Annotated in this window: 23 protein-coding genes; 15 read left to right on the forward strand and 8 right to left on the reverse strand. The window is 65.2% G+C overall.

Annotation, left to right across the window (positions count from 1 at the left end; all coding sequences use genetic code 11):
• The first annotated feature begins 111 nt into the window (after positions 1-111).
• Together LC062_RS19090 and LC062_RS19095 are read left to right on the forward strand one after the other, a co-directional pair.
• Complete coding sequence (locus tag LC062_RS19090; RefSeq protein WP_224912603.1) at positions 112-567, forward strand: FAS1-like dehydratase domain-containing protein; 456 nt, start codon at positions 112-114, stop codon at positions 565-567.
• A 20-nt stretch (positions 568-587) separates the two neighbouring features.
• Positions 588-1,016 (forward strand): MaoC/PaaZ C-terminal domain-containing protein, encoded by a 429-nt coding sequence (locus tag LC062_RS19095; protein WP_224912604.1) that lies wholly within the window; start codon positions 588-590, stop codon positions 1,014-1,016.
• A 109-nt stretch (positions 1,017-1,125) separates the two neighbouring features.
• Here LC062_RS19095 and LC062_RS19100 read toward each other — a convergent pair whose 3' ends face one another.
• Entirely contained in the window at positions 1,126-1,740 is a 615-nt protein-coding gene (locus LC062_RS19100; RefSeq protein WP_224912605.1) for a TetR/AcrR family transcriptional regulator, read from the reverse strand.
• A 122-nt stretch (positions 1,741-1,862) separates the two neighbouring features.
• Here LC062_RS19100 and LC062_RS19105 point away from each other — a divergent pair, with 122 nt between their 5' ends.
• Together LC062_RS19105 and LC062_RS19110 are read left to right on the forward strand one after the other, a co-directional pair.
• Positions 1,863-3,062 (forward strand): aromatic ring-hydroxylating oxygenase subunit alpha, encoded by a 1,200-nt coding sequence (locus tag LC062_RS19105; RefSeq protein WP_224912606.1) that lies wholly within the window; start codon positions 1,863-1,865, stop codon positions 3,060-3,062.
• A gap of 19 nt (positions 3,063-3,081) precedes the next feature.
• Positions 3,082-3,510, forward strand: a complete 429-nt coding sequence (locus LC062_RS19110) for a PaaI family thioesterase (RefSeq protein ID WP_224912607.1) — start codon at positions 3,082-3,084, stop codon at positions 3,508-3,510.
• A 53-nt stretch (positions 3,511-3,563) separates the two neighbouring features.
• Here the strand turns inward: LC062_RS19110 and LC062_RS19115 are convergent, their stop codons facing one another.
• Positions 3,564-4,319 carry a GntR family transcriptional regulator gene (locus LC062_RS19115; RefSeq protein ID WP_224912608.1) on the reverse strand — a complete coding sequence of 252 codons (756 nt, stop codon included), beginning with the start codon at positions 4,317-4,319 and terminating at the stop codon, positions 3,564-3,566.
• 177 nt (positions 4,320-4,496) lie between these two features.
• Between LC062_RS19115 and LC062_RS19120 the strand changes: the two genes are divergently transcribed.
• From LC062_RS19120 to LC062_RS19165, 10 genes are read left to right on the forward strand one after another with little or no spacing between them, the layout of a single operon-like run.
• Positions 4,497-5,975, forward strand: a complete 1,479-nt coding sequence (locus LC062_RS19120; RefSeq protein WP_224912609.1) for a 2-hydroxymuconic semialdehyde dehydrogenase — start codon at positions 4,497-4,499, stop codon at positions 5,973-5,975.
• 10 nt (positions 5,976-5,985) lie between these two features.
• On the forward strand, positions 5,986-6,786 hold the full coding sequence (locus LC062_RS19125) for a 2-keto-4-pentenoate hydratase (protein WP_263625804.1): 801 nt from the start codon (positions 5,986-5,988) through the stop codon (positions 6,784-6,786).
• Complete coding sequence (locus LC062_RS19130; protein ID WP_318246119.1) at positions 6,786-7,721, forward strand: acetaldehyde dehydrogenase (acetylating); 936 nt, start codon at positions 6,786-6,788, stop codon at positions 7,719-7,721. Before LC062_RS19125 ends, LC062_RS19130 begins: the two co-directional genes overlap by 1 nt.
• Position 7,722: 1 nt before the next feature.
• Entirely contained in the window at positions 7,723-8,754 is a 1,032-nt protein-coding gene (gene dmpG / locus LC062_RS19135; RefSeq protein ID WP_224912610.1) for a 4-hydroxy-2-oxovalerate aldolase, read from the forward strand.
• Entirely contained in the window at positions 8,751-9,518 is a 768-nt protein-coding gene (locus LC062_RS19140) for a 2-keto-4-pentenoate hydratase (protein WP_224912611.1), read from the forward strand. The genes dmpG and LC062_RS19140 overlap by 4 nt, the downstream gene beginning before the upstream one ends.
• Positions 9,519-9,539: 21 nt before the next feature.
• Positions 9,540-9,755, forward strand: a complete 216-nt coding sequence (locus LC062_RS19145; protein WP_224912612.1) for a 2-hydroxymuconate tautomerase — start codon at positions 9,540-9,542, stop codon at positions 9,753-9,755.
• Between the two features lie 25 nt (positions 9,756-9,780).
• On the forward strand, positions 9,781-10,800 hold the full coding sequence (locus LC062_RS19150; protein WP_224912613.1) for a TRAP transporter substrate-binding protein: 1,020 nt from the start codon (positions 9,781-9,783) through the stop codon (positions 10,798-10,800).
• Positions 10,801-10,813: 13 nt separating this feature from the next.
• Entirely contained in the window at positions 10,814-11,338 is a 525-nt protein-coding gene (locus LC062_RS19155) for a TRAP transporter small permease (RefSeq protein WP_224912614.1), read from the forward strand.
• 2 nt (positions 11,339-11,340) lie between these two features.
• On the forward strand, positions 11,341-12,639 hold the full coding sequence (locus LC062_RS19160; protein WP_224912615.1) for a TRAP transporter large permease: 1,299 nt from the start codon (positions 11,341-11,343) through the stop codon (positions 12,637-12,639).
• Positions 12,640-12,651: 12 nt separating this feature from the next.
• The gene (locus LC062_RS19165) at positions 12,652-13,449 is read left to right on the forward strand and encodes a glutathione S-transferase family protein (RefSeq protein WP_224912616.1); all 798 of its coding nucleotides are present in this window, start codon (positions 12,652-12,654) and stop codon (positions 13,447-13,449) included.
• A 72-nt stretch (positions 13,450-13,521) separates the two neighbouring features.
• Here LC062_RS19165 and LC062_RS19170 read toward each other — a convergent pair whose 3' ends face one another.
• From LC062_RS19170 to LC062_RS19195, 6 genes are all read right to left on the reverse strand, one after another.
• Positions 13,522-14,322 (reverse strand): DODA-type extradiol aromatic ring-opening family dioxygenase, encoded by an 801-nt coding sequence (locus tag LC062_RS19170; protein WP_318246120.1) that lies wholly within the window; start codon positions 14,320-14,322, stop codon positions 13,522-13,524.
• Between the two features lie 7 nt (positions 14,323-14,329).
• Positions 14,330-15,244, reverse strand: coding sequence for a LysR family transcriptional regulator (locus LC062_RS19175; RefSeq protein ID WP_224912617.1), 915 nt, complete (start codon positions 15,242-15,244; stop codon positions 14,330-14,332).
• Between the two features lie 44 nt (positions 15,245-15,288).
• Positions 15,289-16,476, reverse strand: coding sequence for a muconate/chloromuconate family cycloisomerase (locus tag LC062_RS19180; protein ID WP_224912618.1), 1,188 nt, complete (start codon positions 16,474-16,476; stop codon positions 15,289-15,291).
• Between the two features lie 115 nt (positions 16,477-16,591).
• Positions 16,592-17,464: a dioxygenase family protein gene (locus LC062_RS19185; protein ID WP_224912619.1), complete on the reverse strand. Its 873-nt coding sequence runs from the start codon at positions 17,462-17,464 to the stop codon at positions 16,592-16,594.
• A 147-nt stretch (positions 17,465-17,611) separates the two neighbouring features.
• Positions 17,612-18,130 (reverse strand): flavin reductase family protein, encoded by a 519-nt coding sequence (locus tag LC062_RS19190; protein WP_224912620.1) that lies wholly within the window; start codon positions 18,128-18,130, stop codon positions 17,612-17,614.
• Between the two features lie 26 nt (positions 18,131-18,156).
• Positions 18,157-18,756, reverse strand: coding sequence for an FAD synthetase family protein (locus LC062_RS19195; protein ID WP_224912621.1), 600 nt, complete (start codon positions 18,754-18,756; stop codon positions 18,157-18,159).
• Positions 18,757-18,944: 188 nt separating this feature from the next.
• Between LC062_RS19195 and LC062_RS19200 the strand changes: the two genes are divergently transcribed.
• The gene (locus LC062_RS19200) at positions 18,945-20,495 is read left to right on the forward strand and encodes a 4-hydroxyphenylacetate 3-hydroxylase family protein (protein ID WP_224912622.1); all 1,551 of its coding nucleotides are present in this window, start codon (positions 18,945-18,947) and stop codon (positions 20,493-20,495) included.
• The last annotated feature ends 9 nt before the right edge of the window (positions 20,496-20,504 follow it).

Genomic DNA, 20,504 nt, shown 5'->3' on the forward strand with positions numbered 1-20,504 from the left:
GTTTCAGGCCGCTCCGAATCTCATCGAGAAGCGCGAAGGGGAGTGACGGCTTGCGAACCATCGTGGGGCCGGCTGCCACTTCCACATCAGGCTTTGGCAGGGGAGGCGATCATGGGGATCTTCAACCGCGCGAGCGAGGGGCAGCGGACAAAACCGGTGTCGGTCGATGTCGAGCGAGGGGCGCTGGTCTTCTTCGCAAGAACAATCCAGGAGACGAACCCGGTTCACTTCGACCCGCAGGCCGCACGGGCTGCCGGATACGCGGATGTCATTGCGCCCGCCACATATGGTGCCGTTCTGCTCATGGCGGCAGCACAGGAAGACGGCAGGGACGCCCACGCGCTGATCGGGGCGGACCTGCGCTATCTGCTGCATGGAACGGAAAGCTATGAATACCACGCGCCGATCATTGCCGGAGAGACGGTGCACGTGTCGACCAAGGTTGAAAGGTTCTGGGAGGCCCGCAATGGAAGGCTCGAATTTGCAAGTCTGAGGACTGCAATATCCCATGTGGATCGCGGTGATCTGGTCACGGCACAGCGCGTGCTGATCCATCAATTGCGATGAGGAAAGTTGCCGGGACGATCATGTTGAAACACATCACTGCGCAGATCGGGGATGAATTGCCACAAGTGGTTTTCGGGCCTGTCGATCGCACGATGCTCGCGCTCTATGCCGGGGCTTCCCGGGATCACAATCCAATCCACATCGATATTGACTACGCCAGGAATGCCGGCCGGCCAGACGTTTTCGCGCATGGGATGCTATCCATGGCGCAGATCGGCCGCGTGGTGACGAACTGGGCTGGCTTGGGCAACCTGCGAGAGTTCTCCACCCGCTTCACCGCCGTGACGCCGGTCGGAGCGCTCGTGACATGCCGGGGCAGGGTCGTGGCCCGGCTGGAGCAGAAAGGCGAGCCGCTCCTCAAGATTGAATTGTCGGCAACCATCGACGACGGCACGGTCACGCTGATCGGAGACGCGCTGGTTTCCATCGGCGAAGCTTGTGGTCGATAGAGATGCGCACGCCCAGGCGCGGCAGACCTTGCCGCGTAGGCGTTGGGGGCTCGCCTCCCTGACCGGTGTGCGCCATTCCTGCTGACGCCGAACCGGCGGCGCGTTTCGGCTACTCGGAGCGAGGGGCCAGAGGCAGGGGGCCGGCGGTGCGCACACAGGCCGCGACGAGCGCGCGTACGAGTGCGTCTTCCTCTTCGGAGCCCTGTTCGCAGCCGGAGGGCTCGCTCAGGGGGCCCAGCAGGGTTTCGACAATCGCGCCGACGATGCAGATGGAGGTGATGCGCGGATCCTGGCCGACCAGCTCTCCGGCGGCGATGCCTTCGCTGAGAACCTCTTCGATCAGCGCCTGATACGGCGCGCGAAACCGGCGCCGGTCGGCGTCAAGCTCCGGTCCGACAGGCTCGACCAGCAGAGCGCGCGCCAGTGTGCGGCCCTGCAGAGCGCGCCGGGCAAAGGTTTCCACCATGCCGGCCAGCCGCTCCGGGGCGGTGCCCGGAACCTGTGCCGCTTGCGCGAAGGCGGCGATTTCATGCCGGGATGCCTTTTGAAAGACCTCCTGGAACAGGACGGCCTTTGAGGGGAAGTGCCGGTAGATGCTGCCGGTCGAAATCCCGGCGGCCCGGGCAATGTCGGGAACGCCGGTGCCGGCATAACCGGCGGCGGCGACAAGGCGCCGGGCGGCATCGGCGATCTGGGCGCGTGTCGCGTCGATGCGTTGCTGCATCCTGGGCGTGCGTCGGTAGGCCATAACAATTGAACCGTGTTTCATTTCTTTGTAGCATCCCCCTTATAGCAGGCCCTGCCCGGGGGAGGGCACCGGGCCGATGCTTGCGGCGGGAGGTGGACATGCGACACGAAACGCAGGTGGAGACCCTGAGGCAGCTGCTCGCTCTGCGGGGGGAGGATCGCTATCAGGACATGCTGGGGCAGGTGGCGCGGATGCCGGTGAGCAACTACACGGATGAAGCGATCTTCGAGGCGGAGATGGCGACCGTCTTCCGGGACTGTCCGACCGTGGCCGGCCATGCCAGCCATGTGCGCGAGCCGGGGGCCTGCCTGGTCAGTGACTGGGACCGGTTTCCCTTTGTCGTCGTGCGCGACGGAGAGGGCCGCCTGCGGGCTTTCCTCAACCGCTGTCGCCATCGCGGCGCACGGCTGGTGACCCAAGATGCAGGGGCACGGAAGATAAAGGCCTTTGTCTGTCCGTTCCATGGCTGGGTCTATGGCCTCGATGGCGCCCTGCGCGGCATCACCCGGGAGCACAATTTTCCCTGCCTCGACAAAAGCCGGTACGGGCTTGTCGAGCTTCCGGTGGCCGAAGCGGGCGGGTTGATCTGGGTGCATCCGACCCCGGGCGCGGCGATCGATCTTGCGGATTATCTCGGGCCGCTCGCGGCCGACTTCGAGCATTTCGACGTCGACGGGCATGTCAGCTACCGCAAGAGCATTCTTGTGAAGAATGCCAACTGGAAGCTGCTGCTGAAGACTTATCTGGAAGGCTATCACGTTCCCTTCCTGCACCGCACGACGATTGCTCCCGCCTTCCGCAAGGGGGTGCTGGCGCATGCGCTGCACGGTCCGCATATCCGGATCGCGGCGGCACGCAGCAATATTCTCGATGTACAGGAGAAGGACCCGGAGAGGTGGCGGGTGCTGGACTACGCGTCGGTCTACTACACCTTGTTTCCCAACACGTTTTTCATCATGCACCCGGACTACGTGTCCTTGAACAAGTTCTATCCGGAAGGGCCGGACCGCACCATCTGGACCCATGAACTGCTCTACCGCAAGGAGTTGTTTCAGGGGGAAAAGGGGCAGGAGGCGCTCGCCAAACGGTTCGCTTACACCAATGACGTGGTGTTCGATCGCGAGGACTTCGCCGTTGCCGAAGATGTGCAGAAGGGGTTCGGCGTCTCCGGCGACCCCTGGCACACCATCGGACTGGAAGAGGGGTTGCTGGCGATCTTCCAGCAAAGCGTCGACCGGGGCATCGGACGGGACACGGTGGAGTTTCTGGCCGGCGATACCTGGCGCCAGGCTGTATGATGCAGGGAGGGGGAATGAGATGAACAAGGCCATGGATGCGGACGCTCTCAAGGCTTTCGCGCAGCAGGTGTTCGATGCGCAGCCTTTCAGCCGCTACATCGGCGCGCGCCTGACCGGGGCGGCGCCGGGATATGCCGAACTGAGCCTCGTGGTGTCCGACAATCTGAAACAGCAGCACGGGTTCGTGCATGGCGGTGTCATCAGCTACCTGGCGGACAATGCGATCACCTTCGCCGGCGGGCTGGCGATGGGCGGCAACGCGCTGACCTCGGAATTCAAGATCAACTATCTGAAGCCGGGGCGCGGCCATGAACTGGTCGCGCGGGCGCGTGCCCGGAGCACGGGCCGGCGGCAGGCGGTCTGCCAATGCGAGGTCTTCTCAATTGTCGAGGGAGAGGAAATCCTCTGTGCCCTGGCCCAGGGCACGATCGTCGCGGCCGCGGACTGAGCCTCAGGCAGGAGCGGGAGGCGTGCGCCGTTGGGCCCGCCTTGGCGTGTCCGTCACTCTGGCACGGGGGCGGTCTGCTCGGGGCGCAGATTGCGCAAGCTGGCGAACTCGCTCTCCGTTTGGGGCAGATAGCGCGCGACGTCGGTCACCGAGGCCTCGATGTGCTGTTCGATCAGCGCCGCGCAGCGGTCGATGTCGCCCTTGATGGCGCTGTCGAAAATCTCGGCGTGTTCCTTGCGCACGTCGCGTTGCTTGAGGTTCTTCATCAGGGCCAGCCGCAGGTAGCGGTTGCTGTGTTCGTGCAGCTGGTGACGGAAACCGGTGAGCCAGGCGTTGTCGCAGTTGCGCACCAGGCAGTCGTGGAAGTCCGAATTGCGGCGATGCCACTCGGCGGCCAGCGTCATGTCGCCTTGGGTGAAGATCCGGTCCTCGACCAGTTTCAGCTTGTGATAGGCGGCGAAGAGGTCCCCCTCCCAATCGTCGTCGCGGTTGGCCAGCGAGACGCGCAAGGCGCCGGTCTCGACGATCTTGCGCGCCTGGCTGATGTTGCGGAAATCCTCATGACTGAGTTCGCGGACCTGAAAGCCGCGCTGGCGCTCGGATGTGACGAGCGTGTCGGTCATGAGGCGTGACAGGGCCTCGCGCATGGTCGCGGTGGACACGTCAAACTCGCGGCGCAGGTTGTCCACGTGCAGGCGGTCGCCGGGCATCAGCTCGAAATTCAGGATCCGCCGCTTCAGTTCTTCCTGAACCGACTCGATTGCGGTGCGTTTTTTCGTCGTTGGCGTGTCCGCGCTCGCTTCGCTCATCGTCCGCCCCTTTGCATCCTGTGATGGTTTTTACCGGGTTTCCAGCGTTGTATCAACGGCTTGTGTGATATGTAAACGACTATCAAAACGAAAAACGTTTTTAAATTTGACAAAACGGTTTTGCGGCGGCAGCGTTTGGGCAAGCGGGCGAGGGATGCCTGCGCATGGGAGAAAACAATGCTGCAAGCTACGGCTCTGGCGGAGCATCGTCTGTTCATCGACGGTGCCTATGTCCCCGCCACGACAGGCCGCATGTTCGACAAGAGGTCGCCGGTCACGGGTGAGGTGATCGGCCGGGTCCATGAGGCCGGGCGCGAGGACGTGGACCGCGCGGTCCACGCCGCGAAGGCGGCCCTGAACGGCCCGTGGGGCACGATGACCGTGCAGGAACGGGCCACATTGCTTCAGGACCTGTCGCGGGCGATCGCCGAACGATCCGACGAGTTTCTGGAAGCGGAGGTTGCCGACACCGGCAAGCCGAAAAGCCTGGCGCGGGTGATCGACATTCCACGCGGCGCGGCGAATTTCGCGACCTTCGCCGATATGATCAAGAACCTTGGCGGCGAGTTCTTCCGCACCGATACGCCGGATGGATCGCACGCCGTCAACTACGGGCACTATCGCCCGAAAGGGGTGATCGGCGTCATCTCCCCGTGGAACCTGCCGCTCTTGCTGATGACCTGGAAGGTCGGGCCGGCGCTTGCCTGCGGCAACACGGTGGTGGTCAAGCCGTCGGAGGAAACCCCGCACACCACGACGCTGCTCGGCGAGGTGATGAACTCCGTCGGCATTCCGCACGGGGTCTACAATGTGGTGCACGGCTTTGGTCCGGATAGCGCCGGCGAATTCCTGACCCAGCATCCGCTGGTGGATGGCATCACCTTCACCGGCGAGACCCGCACGGGCGAGGCGATCATGCGCCAGGCCGCCAAGGGTCTGCGCGATGTCTCCTTCGAGCTGGGCGGCAAGAACGCCGGCATCGTCTTTGCCGATGCGGATCTCGACAAGGCGGTCGAAGGGACGATGCGGTCGGTCTTCGCCAATTGCGGCCAGGTCTGCCTTGGCACCGAGCGGGTCTATGTGGAGCGGCCGGTGTTCGAGGAGTTCGTCGCACGGCTGAAGGCGGGGGCGGAAAGCCTCGTTCTCGGCGGGCCGGACGATGCCAATGTGGGCATGGGACCGCTGATCTCCGCTGAGCATCGCGACAAGGTGCTGTCCTATTACAAGCTGGCGGAGGAGGAAGGCGCAACGGTGGTCACCGGTGGCGGCGTGCCGACCTTCGGCGACGCGCGGGACAACGGATGTTTCGTGCAGCCGACGATCTGGACCGGCTTGCCGGAAACCAGCCGCGTGGTGCGCGAGGAGGTGTTCGGCCCCTGCTGCCACATCGCCCCGTTCGACACGGAAGACGAGGCCATCGCGCTCGCCAATGACACGGACTACGGGCTTGCCTCGGCGATCTGGACGGAAAACGTCTCGCGCACGCATCGCGTCGCGCCACGGATCGAGGTCGGTCTGGTCTGGGTGAATTCCTGGTTCCTGCGCGACCTGCGAACCGCCTTCGGTGGCTCCAAGCAGTCGGGTATTGGCCGGGAGGGCGGCGAGCACTCGCTCGAGTTCTACACCGAGCGCTCCAACATCTGCGTGAAAATCTGACGGGATCCCCATGCTGACGGAAACACAAGAAACCGTGGCCAGCGCTCTGCTGGCCGCCGCGCGGGACTGCGCGCCCATCGACCCCGTTGCTCCGGCGCTTGGGCCGGATGCCACGCTCGATGACGCCTATGCGGTACAGAACCGCATCACCGAAAAAGGACTGGCTGCAGGCCGCCGGCTCGTGGGGCGCAAGATCGGTCTCACCTCGACGGCGGTGCAGGCGCAACTGGGTGTCGATCAGCCGGATTACGGAATGCTGTTCGCCGACATGGAATATGTCGACGGCCAGGACATTCCGATGGCCGGGCTGATCCAGCCGAAGGTCGAAGCGGAAATCGCCTTCGTTCTCGATCGCGATCTTGCCGCGCCTGACACGACGCTCAGCGAGCTGACGCGGGCGATCGACCACGCGGTGCCCGCGCTGGAGATCGTCGACAGCCGCATCTGCGACTGGAAGATCGGCATTCTCGATACGGTGGCGGACAACGCCTCTTCCGGGCTTTTTGTTCTGGGCACGCGCCCGGTGCGGCTTGCCGATCTCGACCTTGAGCTGTGCGGCATGGTGCTGGAACAGACCGGCCAACCGGTGAGCTTCGGCGCGGGCGCCGCCTGCATGGGCAATCCACTGGTCGCCGCGCTCTGGCTGGTGCGCAAGATGGCGGCGGTCGGCCGTCCGCTGAAGGCGGGCGAGGTCATCCTGTCTGGCGCCCTCGGGCCGATGGTTCCCGCGCGTGCGGGCGAGGCCTTCCGCGCCTCCATCGCCGGCCTTGGCAGCGTGGCAACCCGTTTCACCCATCCGGAGACAGTCTGATGAAGCACAAGGTTGCGATCATCGGCTCGGGCAATATCGGCACCGACCTGATGATGAAGATCCTCAAGGGATCGGATGAGTTGGAAATGGCGGCGATGGTCGGCATCGATCCGGACAGCGACGGGCTGAAGCGCGCGCGCGATCTGGGTGTCGCCACCACCCATGAGGGGCTTGAGGGCCTGCGGGCCTTGCCGGGCTACGCCGATATCTCAGTGGTCATGGATGCCACCTCGGCCAAGGCGCATCAGGCGCATCACCCGGTGCTCGTCGCCGACGGCAAGCAGGTGATCGACCTCACGCCGGCAGCCATCGGCCCCTTTGTGGTGCCGCCGGTGAACCTTGAGGATCACCGCGAGGCAACGGCCCTCAACATGGTGACCTGCGGCGGGCAGGCGACCATTCCGATGGTCCATGCCGTCGCGCGGGCCTGCGACCGGCTGATCTATGCCGAAATCGTGGCTTCGGTCTCCTCGCGTTCGGCGGGACCGGGCACCCGGGCGAACATCGACGAGTTCACCCAGACCACGGCGCGGGCCATCGAGAAGGTCGGCGGTGCGGAGCGCGGCAAGGCGATCATCATTCTCAATCCGGCCGAGCCGCCGATGCTGATGCGCGACAGCGTCTTCACCCTGAGCGAAGGCGGCGACGAAGCGGCGATCCGCGACAGCGTGCAGCGCATGGCCGAGGCGGTTCGCAGCTACGTGCCCGGCTATCGGTTGAAACAGGATGTGCAGTTCGAGCGCATCTCCGACGCCGCACCGCTCAACGTGCCGGGCATCGGCAAGGTCTCCGGGCTCAAGACGTCGATCTTCATCGAGGTCGAAGGCGCGGCAGACTATTTCCCTGCCTATGCCGGCAATCTCGACATCATGACCTCGGCGGCCAAGGCGGCGGCCGAAAGCTGGGCACGCGCCCGGCAGGGGGAGGCTGCCTGACATGGCCATTACCAACAAGGACCGGCTTTACATCCAGGATGTGAGCTTGCGCGACGGAATGCACGCGCTGCGCCATCAGGCAAGCCTGGAGGATGTTCAGAAGATCGCGGGCGCGCTCGATGCCGCCGGGGTGGATGCGCTGGAAGTGACCCACGGGGACGGGCTGTCCGGCTCCTCCTTCACCTACGGGTTCGGCAGTCATTCCGACCTCGACTGGATCTCTGCGGCGGCGGATGTGGTGAAAAATGCCCGGATCACCGTTCTTCTGGTTCCGGGCATTGGCCTTGCCGACGATCTGAAGGCCGCCTACGGGGCGGGGGCACGCTCGGTGCGGGTCGCGACCCATTGCACCGAGGCGGATGTGTCGCGCCAGCATATCCGGGTCGCGCGCGATCTTGGCTATGACACGGCCTGCTTCCTGATGATGGCGCATATGACCGATCCCGCGTCGCTGCTGGAGCAGGCGAAGCTGATGGAAAGCTACGGCGCGGAATGCGTCTATGTGGTCGACAGTTCCGGCGCGATGCTGCCGGAGGATGTGACCGCGCGGGTGACGGCGCTGCGCGAGGGCCTGCGCCCGGAGACGGAAGTCGGCATTCACACCCATGAGAACCTGCATCACGGCGTCGCCAATGCCGTGGCCGGCATCCGCGCGGGCGCGGTGCGGGTGGATGGCTCGCTCGCCGGCCTTGGCGCCGGCGCCGGCAATGCCCCGATCGAAGCGCTGGTCGCGGTGCTCGACCGGCTGGGCTTTGCAACCGGGTGCGATTTCGCCCGCCTGTCGGCCGCAGCGGACGATCTCGTCCGGCCTCTGATGGACCGTCCGGTGCGCGTCGACCGGGAGAGCCTGATGCTCGGCTATGCCGGCGTCTACTCCTCCTTCCTGCGCCATGCGGAGAAGACCTCGGCGGATTACGGCATTCCGACCTCGGACATTCTCGTCGAACTGGGCAAACGCAAGATGATTGGCGGGCAGGAGGACATGATCGTCGATGTGGCGCTCGACCTTGCCGCCGGAAAGGTCACCCAATGAGCAACGATCTCGTTTCCATCGCCGAACGGCTGGATCAGGCCATTCTGACAGCCACGGCAACCCCGCAACTGCCGAAGGGCTCGGAAATCGACGCGCCCACGGGCTACGCGGTCCAGGCCCATGGCATCGAATTGCGCAAGGCGCGGGGCGAACGTGTCATCGGCGTGAAGATGGGCCTGACCAGCCGCGCCAAGATGGAGCAGGTCGGCGTCGATGAGGTGACCTGGGGACGGCTGACCGACGCCATGCGCCGGGAGGAGGGTGGCACGCTTGCCCGCACCGACTTCATCCATCCGCGGGCCGAACCCGAGGTGGCCTTCATCCTGGGGCGCCGGTTGACGGGCGAGGTCAGCCTGGCCGAGGCCGCGCTGGCGGTGGAAGCCCTTGCGCCGGCGGTCGAGATCATCGACTCGCGTTACGAGAACTTCCGCTTCGCGCTCGGGGATGTCGTTGCCGACAATTCCTCATCGGCGGCCTTCTTCCTTGGTCCCCGCGCCAAGCCGGACACCGACATCGCCAATCTGGGGATCGTGTTGAGCATCGACGGCGCTCCGCGCGAAATCGGCTCCTCCGCCGCCATTCTCGGCCACCCGCTGCGGGCGCTCGTTGCCGCTGCGCGGATGACGGCGCGGGCCGGTCATGTGCTGGAGCCCGGCGACATCGTGCTCGCCGGGGCGGCGACGGCGGCGGTGCCGTTGCAGGTCGGAATGCAGGTCGAGGCGCGCATCCAGCATCTGGGGCGCGTCGGCTTCTCAGTCGTCTGACGCAACAGAGGGAGGAAGATCGTGCCACTTGTCGAAGTCACGATGATCGAGGGGCGTACACCGGAGCAGAAATCCGCGCTCATCACCGAAGTCACGGATGCGGTGGAGCGGACGGTGTCGGCACCGCGCCACACAATCCGCGTCGCAATCCGGGAGTTGCCGGCCGAGAACTGGGCGATTGGCGGGCGTTCCATCGCCGAAATCCGCGCTGAAAGCCAGGACACGGACCGGGGTTGACCTTATCCAAGGGAGGAAAGTCACAATGAAACGCATTCTGTTGGGCGCGCTTGGCGCCATGGCCCTCATGGGCGGCACGGTTGCCGGGGCGCAGGAGAAGGCCGAGTTCAACTTCTCGCACGATCTGCCGATGCAGCATCCGCTGCATTCCAAGGGCTTCAAGGTCTGGGGAGACTCCATCACCGCGGCGACGGATGGGGCGCTGACCTTCAACTTCTATCCCGCCGGCCAGCTCGGCAAAGCGAAGGACGAGTATGACATCGCCCGCTTCGGGATTGCCGATTTCGTCTGGGCCAATCCCGGCCATACGCCGGGCCGCTTCCCCATCGCGGCGCTGGGCGAGCTGCCCTTCTTCATCAGCGATGGCGCCGGTGGCACCCGGGCCATCAACGAGTGGTACCAGGCCTATGCCGACAAGGAGATGCGCGACGTCAAGCTGTGCATGATCCATCTGCACGATCCCGGCACGCTGCACACCACGCGGGAAGTGCGTCAGCCCTCGGATCTGGAGGGGCTGGCCATTCGTCCGCCCAACGGCACCATCGGCCGGCTGATGCAGGCCAACGGAGCGTCCTCGATCCAGGTCGGCCCGTCGGAGGCCCGCGAGGTTCTGGAGCGTGGCGCCGCCGATGGCATCGCCTTCCCCTGGCGCTCGATCTACATCTTCGGCATGGATGACGTGACCACGTATCACGCGGACATGCCGCTTTACGTCACCAACTTCATCATCGCGATGAACAAGGACCGGTACGAGAACCTGTCGGAGGCGCATCGTGCGGTCATCGACGCGCATTGCACCCCGGAATGGGCGGAAAAGCTGGCCACCGGCTGGTTCGAATTCGACCGCGAGGGACGTCAGATGTTCGTGGACGATCCCAAGCACACGGTGACCGAACTGAGTGAGGCGGATGTGCAGCAGTGGCGCGAGGCGTCGGCCTTCCTGCTGGACGAGTGGCGTGCGGCCGTGACCAAGGCCGGTCACGACGCCGATGAGATCTACAACGCGCTCGTCGAACGGCTTGATGCATATGACGCCCGTTTCTAAGCGCGACACCCCCTTGAGCGGAGCCTTCGGGCTCCGCTTGTTCGCCGCGCGCATCGAGGCGGCGGCCGCCATCATCATGGGGCTGGTGACGTTGCTGATCTTCGTCTCCGCCTTCATGCGCTACATCGCCGGCGCACCGATCCCCGATGCCCATGACTTCGGGCGGCTGGCGCTCGGCATTGCCATCTTCTGGGGCGCGTCCATCGTCAACTTCAGCGGGGCGCATATCAGCGTCGACCTGCTGCACGCGGCGGTCGGTCCCAGGGTGCGCCGGGCCATGGACATCTTCGCGACCGCGATTGTTCTCATCGCCTTCGGCACGCTGACGGTGATGATGGGAACCAATGCCGCCGATGTCTTTGCCACCGGTGAACACAGCTACGACCTGCGCCTGCCGATCTGGCCGGCCTACTGGCTGATGGTCGCCGGTTGTGCCCTCGCCACGCTGGTGACCGCGCTTCGCCTCATCATGCTGTCGACCGGCACCGAGGCCGAGAGGCTGGAAACCAGCCCGCAGCTTCCCGATGCCGAGGTCTGAAGATGGATAGAGAATTCGTTACGATTGCGGGCTTTTCCGCGCTGTTCCTGATGATGGCGCTGCGTGTTCCGGTCGGCATCGCCATGGCGGTCGTCGGCATCGGCGGCTTCGGTGCCGTCGTCGGGATGGAGCAGGCGCTGCGTCTGGTGGCGCTGTCGCCGCTGTCCACCGCGACCACCTATCACCTGGCGATGATCCCGATGTTCATCCTGATGGGCGCTTTCGCCACCCGATCCGGCATGAGCAGGGAGCTGTTCCGCGCGGCGGAGACCTGGCTGGGGCATCGCCGGGGCGGGCTGGCCTTGTCCACCATTGCCTCCTGCGCCGGTTTTGCCGCCATTTCAGGTTCCTCCATCGCCACGGCCGCGACGCTGACCAAGGTGGCCTTGCCGGAAATGCGGCGCGTCGGCTATTGCGATTCCGTCTCCTCCGGGGTGATCGCGGCGGGCGGAACCGTCGGCATCCTGATCCCGCCCTCCATCGTGCTCGCCGTCTACGGCATCATCACCGAGCAGAACATCGGCACGCTGTTCATTGCCGGTCTCGTTCCGGGCCTGCTGGCGGTCGCGCTCTACATGCTGACCGTGTCGCTGATCGCGCATCTGCGCCCGGCGTCGATGCCGGTCGGAACGCGCCATGGTTGGGGCGAAGCCTTCGCGGCGCTACGCAGCGTCTGGGCCATCGGTCTGTTGTTCGTGCTGGTGGTGGGGGGTATCTATCTCGGTGTGGTGACGCCGACGGAAGCCGCCGCGCTCGGCGCGTGCGGCGCGCTGGCCATCGGCCTTGCCCGGCGCCGGCTCGACCGCAAGGCGATCATGGAGTGCCTGGTCGACAGCTTGCGGGTGTCGGTGTCGATCTTCGTCGTCTTCATGGGCGCGCTGCTGTTCAGCTACTTCCTGGCGATCACTCAGACGCCGCAGAACGTCGCCGACTACCTGACGTCGCTGCCGGTGAACCGCTATGTGATCATGCTCCTGATCCTGCTGCTCTACCTGGTGCTGGGCTGCGTGCTCGACAGCATGGCGATGGTGGTGCTGACCGTGCCGATCCTGTTTCCGGTGGTGACCCAACTGGGGTTCGATCCGATCTGGTTCGGCGTCATGGTGGTCGTCGCCATCGAGCTCGGTTTGATCACGCCGCCGATCGGAATGAACGTCTTTGTGATCAATTCTGCGCAAAAGGACATCAAACTCACGACAATTTATCGCGGAGTGATGCCTTTCATCGCCATCGACGTGGTGCGCATGGGGCTGCTGCTGGCCTTCCCCGCGATCACCCTGTTCCTGCCAAGTCTGATGTAGGGGAAAGCCGACATGATCACACTTTACAGCCACCCCATGTCGCCCTGTGCCCAGAAGGTGCGGATCACGCTGGCGGAGAAGGGGCTCTCCCATGAGATCCGGCAGGTCGACCTGCCGGGCAAGGAGAACCTTCAGCCCTGGTATCTGAAGCTCAATCCGGCGGGGGTCGTGCCGACCCTCACCGATGGCGATCACGTGATCCGCGAAAGCTCGCTGATCTGCGAGTATCTCGATGAAGCCTATCCGGAGGCCGGGCGGGCATTGCGGTCGCCAGCGGCGCATCTGCGCGCCGAGATGCGGCTCTGGATGAAGCATGTGGATACCGCGCTGCATCCCTCTTGCGGGGCGCTGCAATGGCCGCTGGTGATGCGTCCGCGCCTGCTTGCCATGCCGGAGGAGAAGGCGCGGGCCCTGATCGAGCAGGTGGTGGAGGCTCCCCGGCGGGAGCGCCAGAAACGCCTGTACGCACAAGGGCTCGACGCGCCGGACGTTGCGGCGGCGGTCGCGACCTATCGGGCCACCATCTTGCGCATGGAGGCGACGCTTGCCGCCGGTGACTGGCTTCAGGGCGATGAGTTCGGGTTGTCCGATATCGTTGTCGCGCCGTATTTCCAGACACTTGTCCAGTTCTGCTGGACCGACCTTTTCAGCCGGGACTGCCCGCGTGTGACCGATTGGCTGGAGCGCGTACGGGCACGGGAAAGCTGGCAGCAGGGAATTGACGCGGAAATCGACGGCGAGAAACGTACCGAGCTTGCGCGGATCGGCACCGAAGCCTGGCCTTCGCTCACCCGCCATCTGGCGCGGTGATCTCAAGCATGCGGCGGGCGGCGGCAGGGTGTCATGTCCGCGCTGCCCGCCGGCACGGTCTTGGCCGCGTGGCTAGCGGCCGAGGGCGAGCACATCCATCGCCAGAATCCCGTAATTCGTGCTGGCATGCCAGCGCGTGCCGGTGAGCGGAGTTCCGGCGGCACCAAGCGCAAACGGCAGGGGCAGGATGTGGTCGTCGGTCGGATGGTTCTCGCGCCCGAGCGGCCACTCCTCGGGCGGGGCCAGCAGCGTCTCCAGATCGCCCGCAGCGATCCGCTCGGCAACCCAGTCGGCGAATTGCCGGGCGAAGGGCTCCTCCGGACTGGTCAGACCGTAATTTCCGCCGAAGAAGCGGCGCAGATTGTGGGTCATGCTGCCCGAACCGATCAGCAGAACGCCCTCATCGCGCAAGGGCGCCAGGGCCGCGCCGATGCGGTAATGGGTGCGTCCATCCTCTCGCGGCAGGATCGAGAGGGGCACCACCGGGATATCCGCTCGGGGGTAAACGAGCGTGAGCGGATTCCAGATGCCATGGTCGAGGCCGCGCCCGGGCTCTTCGCTCGCCTTGATCCCGGCATCGCGCAGCAGGGCGGCGATGCGGGCGGCCAGGGCCGGATCGCCGGGCGCGGGGTAGGTCATCTCATAGAGCTGCGCGGGAAAGCCGCGAAAATCGTGCACCGTTTCCGGGTGCGCGGACGCGCCGACGCGCACGCTGGCCGCCTCGTAATGGGCCGACATGACGACAATGGCGCGCGGACGGGGAAGTCGGCTCGCAAGCGTCGACAGGAAGTTGCGGGCCGGGCAATCCTCAAGTGGCAGGCTCGGGGCGCCGTGGGAAATGAACAGGGCGGGCAGGCGGTCGGTCATCCTCATGTCTCTGTCATCTTGAGGCTTCGGGCGTGTCGACCCCCAGCCGGCGGGAGACCCGCAGGGCGATGTCGACGAAATTCTTGATGTGCACGGAGGGGTCGTCGATGCGGGTGTTGACGGACACCGCCGTTGTCGCCTCCGGATGAGCGAGCGGCACGAAGCGTACGCCCTTGCGGCGCGCCTCGCCGACGGAGGAAGGGACAATGGCGCAACCGACCTCGACCGAAACAAGCGAGATCGCCGTCTGGAAATCCATGGTGAACACCCGCGAGGTCGGTTCCAGACCCTCGGCATGGAACAGCCCGAGCACATGATCGGCAAAGCTGGGGCGTGGCTTTTCCGGATAGAGGATCAGCGTTTCACTCGCGATGTCCTCCAGCGACACCGCGCGCTGGTCGACCAGCGGATGGGAGTCCGGGGTGGCCAGAACCAGCGGTTCCACAATCAACTGGCGTGACAGGATTTCCGGGTCGTCGAGACGCGGGCGGGCGATGGCGATGTCAATCTCCCGGCGCACAAGGGCTGTTCGCAATCCGGCGTTGTTCATCGGGAACAGGCCAAGGGCTACGGCGGGATAGTGGCGGCGGAAGGATTTCAGCACATTGGGCACGACGCCATAGGTGGAGGAGCCGACGAAGCCGATGCGCAGCCGGCCCTCCGCGCCCTGTCCGATGCGGCGGGCCTCCAGCTTGGCCTCTTCCAGATTGGCGAGGATTTCCTGCGCTCGTTCATAAAGCTTGGCGCCGGCCTGGGTGAGGGTGACCTGACTGCGGCCCCGGTTGAACAGAAGCGCGCCAAGGTCTTCCTCGATCTGCTTGATCTGGCGGCTGAGCGGCGGCTGGGCGATGCCGAGCCGTTCGGCGGCGCGGCCGAAATGCAGCTCCTCCGCCACGGCGACGAAATATTCCAGCCACCTGATCTTCACTCCGGGTCCTCACGCTGCAGGGCGACAGGTCGCCGGCCGGTGCGTCAGGCGGTGGCCGCGCGCCAGTCCCCGTCCGCCAGCTCCTCAATGTAAGCTTCGTCGACGGTCACGCCAAGGCCGGGGCCGGTCGGGCACTCAATGTGGAAATCGGCGAAGCGGATCCCGGCGCAGGTCAGGTCACGGGTGAGGATTTTCGCTCCGAAATGCTCCGTGCCCCAGTGCAGTTTCGGCAGGGTCGAGAACACCGCCAGATGCGCCGCCGTGCCGATGCCGCTTTCCAGCAGGCAGCCGCCGTAAAGCTCCATGCCATGCGCGGTGGCAATGCCGGCGGCGCGCTTCAGCTCCTGCAGGCCGCCGCTCTTGACCAGCTTCAGCGACAGGACGGTGCCGGCGGCACGGGCGCCGGCTTCCGCCACTTCGGCAAGGGAAAAGGCACCCTCGTCAATCATCACCGGAATGCGGCTGCGGGCGGTGACGCGGGCAAGATTGGCGCGCTCCTGTGCCGGGACCGGTTGTTCGACCAGAGCAATGCCAAGCTCTTCCAGCGCGGGCATCCAGCGGTTGCAGCGGGCCGCCGTCCAGCCCTGGTTCACGTCCACGATAAGATCGCAATCGGGCAGCGCCTCCGTGAGGCGGCGCAGGCGGGCGAGGTCGTTTTCGGGCGGGGCAAAGCCGATCTTCACCTTGAAGCGGCGGTGTTCGCGCGCGGAAAATTTGGCGCGGGCCTCGTCGATCTCCTGATCGGCGTCGCCGGAGGCCAGCGCCCAAATCACCTCGAAGCGGTCATGCAACCGGCCGCCGAGCAACTGTGCCGCCGGCAGGCCCAGAGAATGGCCGACCGCATCGTAGAGCGCGCTTTCAACGGCGGCCTTGGCGGCGGTGTTGCGAACTGCGGCGCGGGCCATGGCGTGTGCCGCCGCCTCGAAGCGGTTGGCCGGTCGGCAAAGGATCGCCGGGGCAAGGTAGCGGTCGATAGAGGCGCGGATCGATTCCGGCGATTCCTCCGCCCATCGCGGTCCGCCAAGCGTGGACCCCTCGCCATAGCCGATGCTGCCATCGGACAGGATCACCCGCACCAGGATGATCGCCTTGTGGCTGATTTCCGTGTTCGACAGCTTGTGCGCGCGAATTGTCGGGGCATTCACGGCCCGGGTCTCGACCCGGACGATCGTCAGGCCGGTCTCGTCGAAAAGAGGGGCGCGCGGGGCCTTGACGGGATTGACGAGGTTCATGGGTCTCTCTCTTCCGGGCGCTGGTGGCAGCGCGTGGGCGTTTGATGCGTTGCAGGAGCGCGCCTTGCGAGCAAGGGGCCGGGCCGGCACAGGGCCGGCCCGGAACGCGTGCGGTTTACTCGGCCGCCATGCGGGCATCCGCGGCATCGCGCAAGACGAAGTCGAAGCGCAGGGTCAGGTCGGTGTCGGCGCCGTCAGGGGCCTTTTCGAACCTGCCGATCAGGCTTTCCTTGACGGCGAAGACGCTGTCGGTATCGAGCCAGGCACTGTCGGCGTCGTAGATCTGCGTGATCAGCGGGCGGTACCCCTCCCGCGAGAGGATGAAATGCAGGTGCCCCGGCCGGTTGGGGTGATGGCCCATGTAGCGGATCAGCTCACCGGCGGTTTCGTCCTCGGGGATTGGATAGGGAACGGGCCGCACCGCGATGAGGGCGTAGTGGCCGTTCGCGTCGGTCTCGAACCGGCCACGCAGATTGTAGTCCGGCTGGTTCGGGTCGTGGTTTTCGTAGAGCCCGTTTGGGGCGTCTTCCCAGATGTCGAGCGTGACACCGGCAAGCGGGTTGCCGGCGGCATCGCGCACATAGCCTTCGACCCAGACCGTTTCCTGGCCCTCGAAGTTCTTCTGGATGGTGGAGGCCCCCTTCGGCAGAACCGGCGGGTTCTCGCGGTAGAACGGCCCGAGCACGGTGGATTCGCTTTCGCCATCCGCCACCGGGTTGGACAGCATGTCGACCAGCACCTCGACGCCGAGAATATCGCCGAGGAGAATGAACTCCTGGCGCTTGTCGTCGGTGATCTGGCCGGCACGGGCGAGGAAATCGCAGGCCGCCAGGAACTCGCCGTGCGACAGCTTCACATCCTTGACGAAGCCGTGCAGGTGCTTGAGCAGCGACGTCATGATCTCACGCTGGCGTTCGTCGATCTCTCCAAACTTGCCGAGCGAGCCGATCACGGCATCGGTAACATTATTGATGGTGACATTGCGCATTTTCAAAGTCCTCCCTTGGGTGGGTCGCGTCTTGATCGCCCTCCCGCGATCCGGTTTTCTGAATGACACTTGAAGGTTAGTGCAGCGGCGGGATCCTCCCAATGCCGCGAAGGGTATCGACCGATACTTCGGCCGCAGCGCGCGGGGTCACAGGCTGCCCGCCCGAGGCGCGAGTGCGCCGAAGCGGCCCTTGTGAAAGGTGAGGGGGTGTCCCTCCGGCGCGATGTCGAGCGCCGTGACCCGGCCGATGAAAATGACGTGATCGCCGGCTTCCACGCTCTGGTGAACATGGGCGGCGAACACGGCGAGGGCGTCACGTGCCACCGGCAGGCCGTCAAGCTCGCGCAAGGGGCTGCCGATATCGTCCCTGGGCCGGCCGGCGAAATGCATCGCCACGTCTTCGGTTCCCGCAGCCAGGATGGACACGGCAAAGCGTCCGGACTGCTCGATCAGCGGTAACATGCGTGCGGTGTCGGCGATGGAGACCGCGACCAGCGGCGGATCCAGCGAGATCGACATGAAGGCATTTGCCGTCATGCCATGATCGCGGCCGTCGGCGCGGGTGGTGATGATGGTGACGCCGGTGGCAAACGCCCCGCAGGCGCTGCGAAAGGCGAGCGGGTCGATGGGGGCGGCATGCGGTGTCATGCGCGGTACTGCGTTCATGGGGGCTCCTCCTGTTGGGGGCAACATCAGTCGACGGTGCCGGGCAGGCAGCCGAGCGAGGGCCAGCCGTGCAGGCGGCGGGCTTCCTCGCGGCGTCCCTCGCCGAAAAGGGCACGTAGTCTGGAACTGGAAATCCGCTCGCCGGTGGCGCAGCCGACATCCTCCAGAACCCGGACGTCGAAGTAGCGCGACAGCAGGGCCTCGTCGCCCTTTCGGCCCCGGCCAAAGCGAAAGTCCCGGCCGAGCCAAAGCTCTTGCGGATTGAGCCGGCCAAGCTCGGCGATGAAGGCCTCGGCCGGGCGGGCGGCGTAGTCGGCATCGAAACGGGCGACCACGATGTGATCCACGCCGAAATGGGACAGGCGGCGCAGCTTTTCCTCCAGCGGGGTCAGTTGCAGCACGTTGGCGAACACCGTCTTGGGCGGTGGATCGAAGGTGTAGACGAGCGACGGCACGCCGCGGCGGCGGGCGCGCGTCACCAGATTGGACAGAAGCGCCTGATGGCCGCGATGCACGCCGTCGAAGGTGCCGACGGTGACGAGCGAGGAAGACAGCGCCAGCGCGGCGTGCGGATGCACCTCGGCCGTGCCGCCTGTCGACATGAGGGTTTCCCGATCGGCGATCATGCGTGCTCCTCCCCGAGCAGTGCGGATGTGTCCTCCGTGACCGCCAGAATTCAGCAAAACTGCGGAGGGATCACGGTATCGGTCGATACCTTTCGGCCTCCGGAAAATCGCGGCAGCTTCTTTGCATCTTGCTGGCGGGAGGCCGGCGGGACCGGTGATCGTGCCGAGCGGATTGGGAGGAAAAGACCATGGACGGGATGCGGCCCACCAACACGCCCTACACGGGCAAGAGCTATCTTGAAAGCATTCGGGATGACCGCGAGATCTATCTGCACGGCGAGCGGGTGAAGGATGTCACCACCCATCCCGCCTTCCGCAATTCCACGCGCATGGTGGCGCGCTGGTACGATCGCTTTCACGAAAAGGCCGGCCAGATCGGCGTGCCCTGCGACAATGGCAGCGGCGGCATCACGCATCCGTTCTTTCTCGGGCCGAAATCGGCCGGGGATCTGGTGAAGTCACGCGATGCGATCGCGGAGCTGCAACGGGTCTCTTTCGGCTGGATGGGGCGCTCGCCCGACTACAAGGCGTCCTTCCTGGGCACGCTCGGCGCCAACTCAGGCTTCTATGGCGAATATGCGGAGAACGCGAAGGCCTGGTACGCCAAGACCCAGGAGCGGCTGGACTACTGGAACCACGCCATCGTCAACCCGCCGATCGACCGGGACAAGGCCATCGAGGAGGTGCGCGACGTCTTCATCCATGTGGAGAAGGAAACGGACGCGGGCCTGGTGGTTTCCGGCGCCAAGGTGGTGGCGACCGGTTCGGCGCTGACCCACTACAATTTCATCGCCCACTACGGCATCCCGATCAAGGACAAGTCCTTCGCGGTGCTCTTCACCGTGCCGATGTCGGCGCAAGGGGTGAAGCTGATCTCGCGCACCTCCTATGAGCTGAACGCGGCGGTGGCGGGCACGCCGTTCGACTATCCGCTGTCCTCGCGCTTTGACGAAAACGATTCCATCCTCGTCTTCGACAAGGTTCTGGTCCCCTGGGAAAATGTCTTCGTCTATGGCGATGTGGCCAAGATCAATACCTTCTTTCCCGCCTCCGGCTTCGTGCCGCGCTTCACGCTGCATGGCTGCACGCGGCTGGCGGTCAAGCTGGAGTTCATCTCCGGTCTGTTCGCCAAGGCGGTGGAGGCGACGGGATCGAAGGACTTCCGGGGCGTGCAAACCGCCGTTGGCGAAGTGCTGGCCTGGGCCAACCTGTTCAAGGGCATGACCGATGCGATGGTGCACAACCCGCTGCCCTGGGATGGCACGGATGGCTATGTCCTGCCCAACACCTACACCGGGCTTGCCTACCGGGTGTTCGCGCCGATGGCCTATGGCCGCATCAAGGAGCTGATCGAGCGTCATGTCGCCTCCGGCCTGATCTACCTGCCGGGCTCCGCGCTCGATTTCGAAAGCCCGGCGGTGCGCCCTTACATCGACCGCTTCGTGCGCGGCTCGAACGGCTATGCGGCCATCGACCGGGTGAAGCTGCTCAAGCTTCTGTGGGATGCCATCGGTTCCGAATTCGGCGGGCGGCATGAGCTTTATGAGCGCAACTACGCCGGCAATTACGAAAACATCCGCATCGAAACGCTGCTGACGGCACAGGCCACCGGCCAGCTCGATGCGATGAAGGCCTTCGCCGAGGAGTGCATGAGCGAATACGACCTCAACGGCTGGACCGCCTCCGATCTGGTCAACCCGGCGGATGTCAATGTTCTGAAACAGGTCGCGGCCCTGTGACCCTTGCGC

The organism is Stappia indica, assembly GCF_020177335.1.
In the GTDB taxonomy this organism is placed as follows: Bacteria; Pseudomonadota; Alphaproteobacteria; order Rhizobiales; family Stappiaceae; genus Stappia; species Stappia indica_B.

Coding starts and splice junctions, on each gene's coding strand:
- LC062_RS19110 (WP_224912607.1), top strand. CDS start 3,082: ATGAACAAGGCCATGGATGCGGACGCTCTCAAGGCTTTCGCGCAGCAG.
- dmpG (WP_224912610.1), top strand. CDS start 7,723: ATGGCCATTACCAACAAGGACCGGCTTTACATCCAGGATGTGAGCTTG.
- LC062_RS19120 (WP_224912609.1), top strand. CDS start 4,497: ATGCTGCAAGCTACGGCTCTGGCGGAGCATCGTCTGTTCATCGACGGT.
- LC062_RS19150 (WP_224912613.1), top strand. CDS start 9,781: ATGAAACGCATTCTGTTGGGCGCGCTTGGCGCCATGGCCCTCATGGGC.
- LC062_RS19095 (WP_224912604.1), top strand. CDS start 588: ATGTTGAAACACATCACTGCGCAGATCGGGGATGAATTGCCACAAGTG.
- LC062_RS19185 (WP_224912619.1), bottom strand. CDS start 17,464: ATGCGCAATGTCACCATCAATAATGTTACCGATGCCGTGATCGGCTCG.
- LC062_RS19100 (WP_224912605.1), bottom strand. CDS start 1,740: ATGCAGCAACGCATCGACGCGACACGCGCCCAGATCGCCGATGCCGCC.
- LC062_RS19160 (WP_224912615.1), top strand. CDS start 11,341: ATGGATAGAGAATTCGTTACGATTGCGGGCTTTTCCGCGCTGTTCCTG.
- LC062_RS19180 (WP_224912618.1), bottom strand. CDS start 16,476: ATGAACCTCGTCAATCCCGTCAAGGCCCCGCGCGCCCCTCTTTTCGAC.
- LC062_RS19190 (WP_224912620.1), bottom strand. CDS start 18,130: ATGAACGCAGTACCGCGCATGACACCGCATGCCGCCCCCATCGACCCG.
- LC062_RS19105 (WP_224912606.1), top strand. CDS start 1,863: ATGCGACACGAAACGCAGGTGGAGACCCTGAGGCAGCTGCTCGCTCTG.
- LC062_RS19165 (WP_224912616.1), top strand. CDS start 12,652: ATGATCACACTTTACAGCCACCCCATGTCGCCCTGTGCCCAGAAGGTG.
- LC062_RS19125 (WP_263625804.1), top strand. CDS start 5,986: ATGCTGACGGAAACACAAGAAACCGTGGCCAGCGCTCTGCTGGCCGCC.
- LC062_RS19195 (WP_224912621.1), bottom strand. CDS start 18,756: ATGATCGCCGATCGGGAAACCCTCATGTCGACAGGCGGCACGGCCGAG.
- LC062_RS19200 (WP_224912622.1), top strand. CDS start 18,945: ATGGACGGGATGCGGCCCACCAACACGCCCTACACGGGCAAGAGCTAT.
- LC062_RS19115 (WP_224912608.1), bottom strand. CDS start 4,319: ATGAGCGAAGCGAGCGCGGACACGCCAACGACGAAAAAACGCACCGCA.
- LC062_RS19140 (WP_224912611.1), top strand. CDS start 8,751: ATGAGCAACGATCTCGTTTCCATCGCCGAACGGCTGGATCAGGCCATT.
- LC062_RS19130 (WP_318246119.1), top strand. CDS start 6,786: ATGAAGCACAAGGTTGCGATCATCGGCTCGGGCAATATCGGCACCGAC.
- LC062_RS19170 (WP_318246120.1), bottom strand. CDS start 14,322: ATGAGGATGACCGACCGCCTGCCCGCCCTGTTCATTTCCCACGGCGCC.
- LC062_RS19090 (WP_224912603.1), top strand. CDS start 112: ATGGGGATCTTCAACCGCGCGAGCGAGGGGCAGCGGACAAAACCGGTG.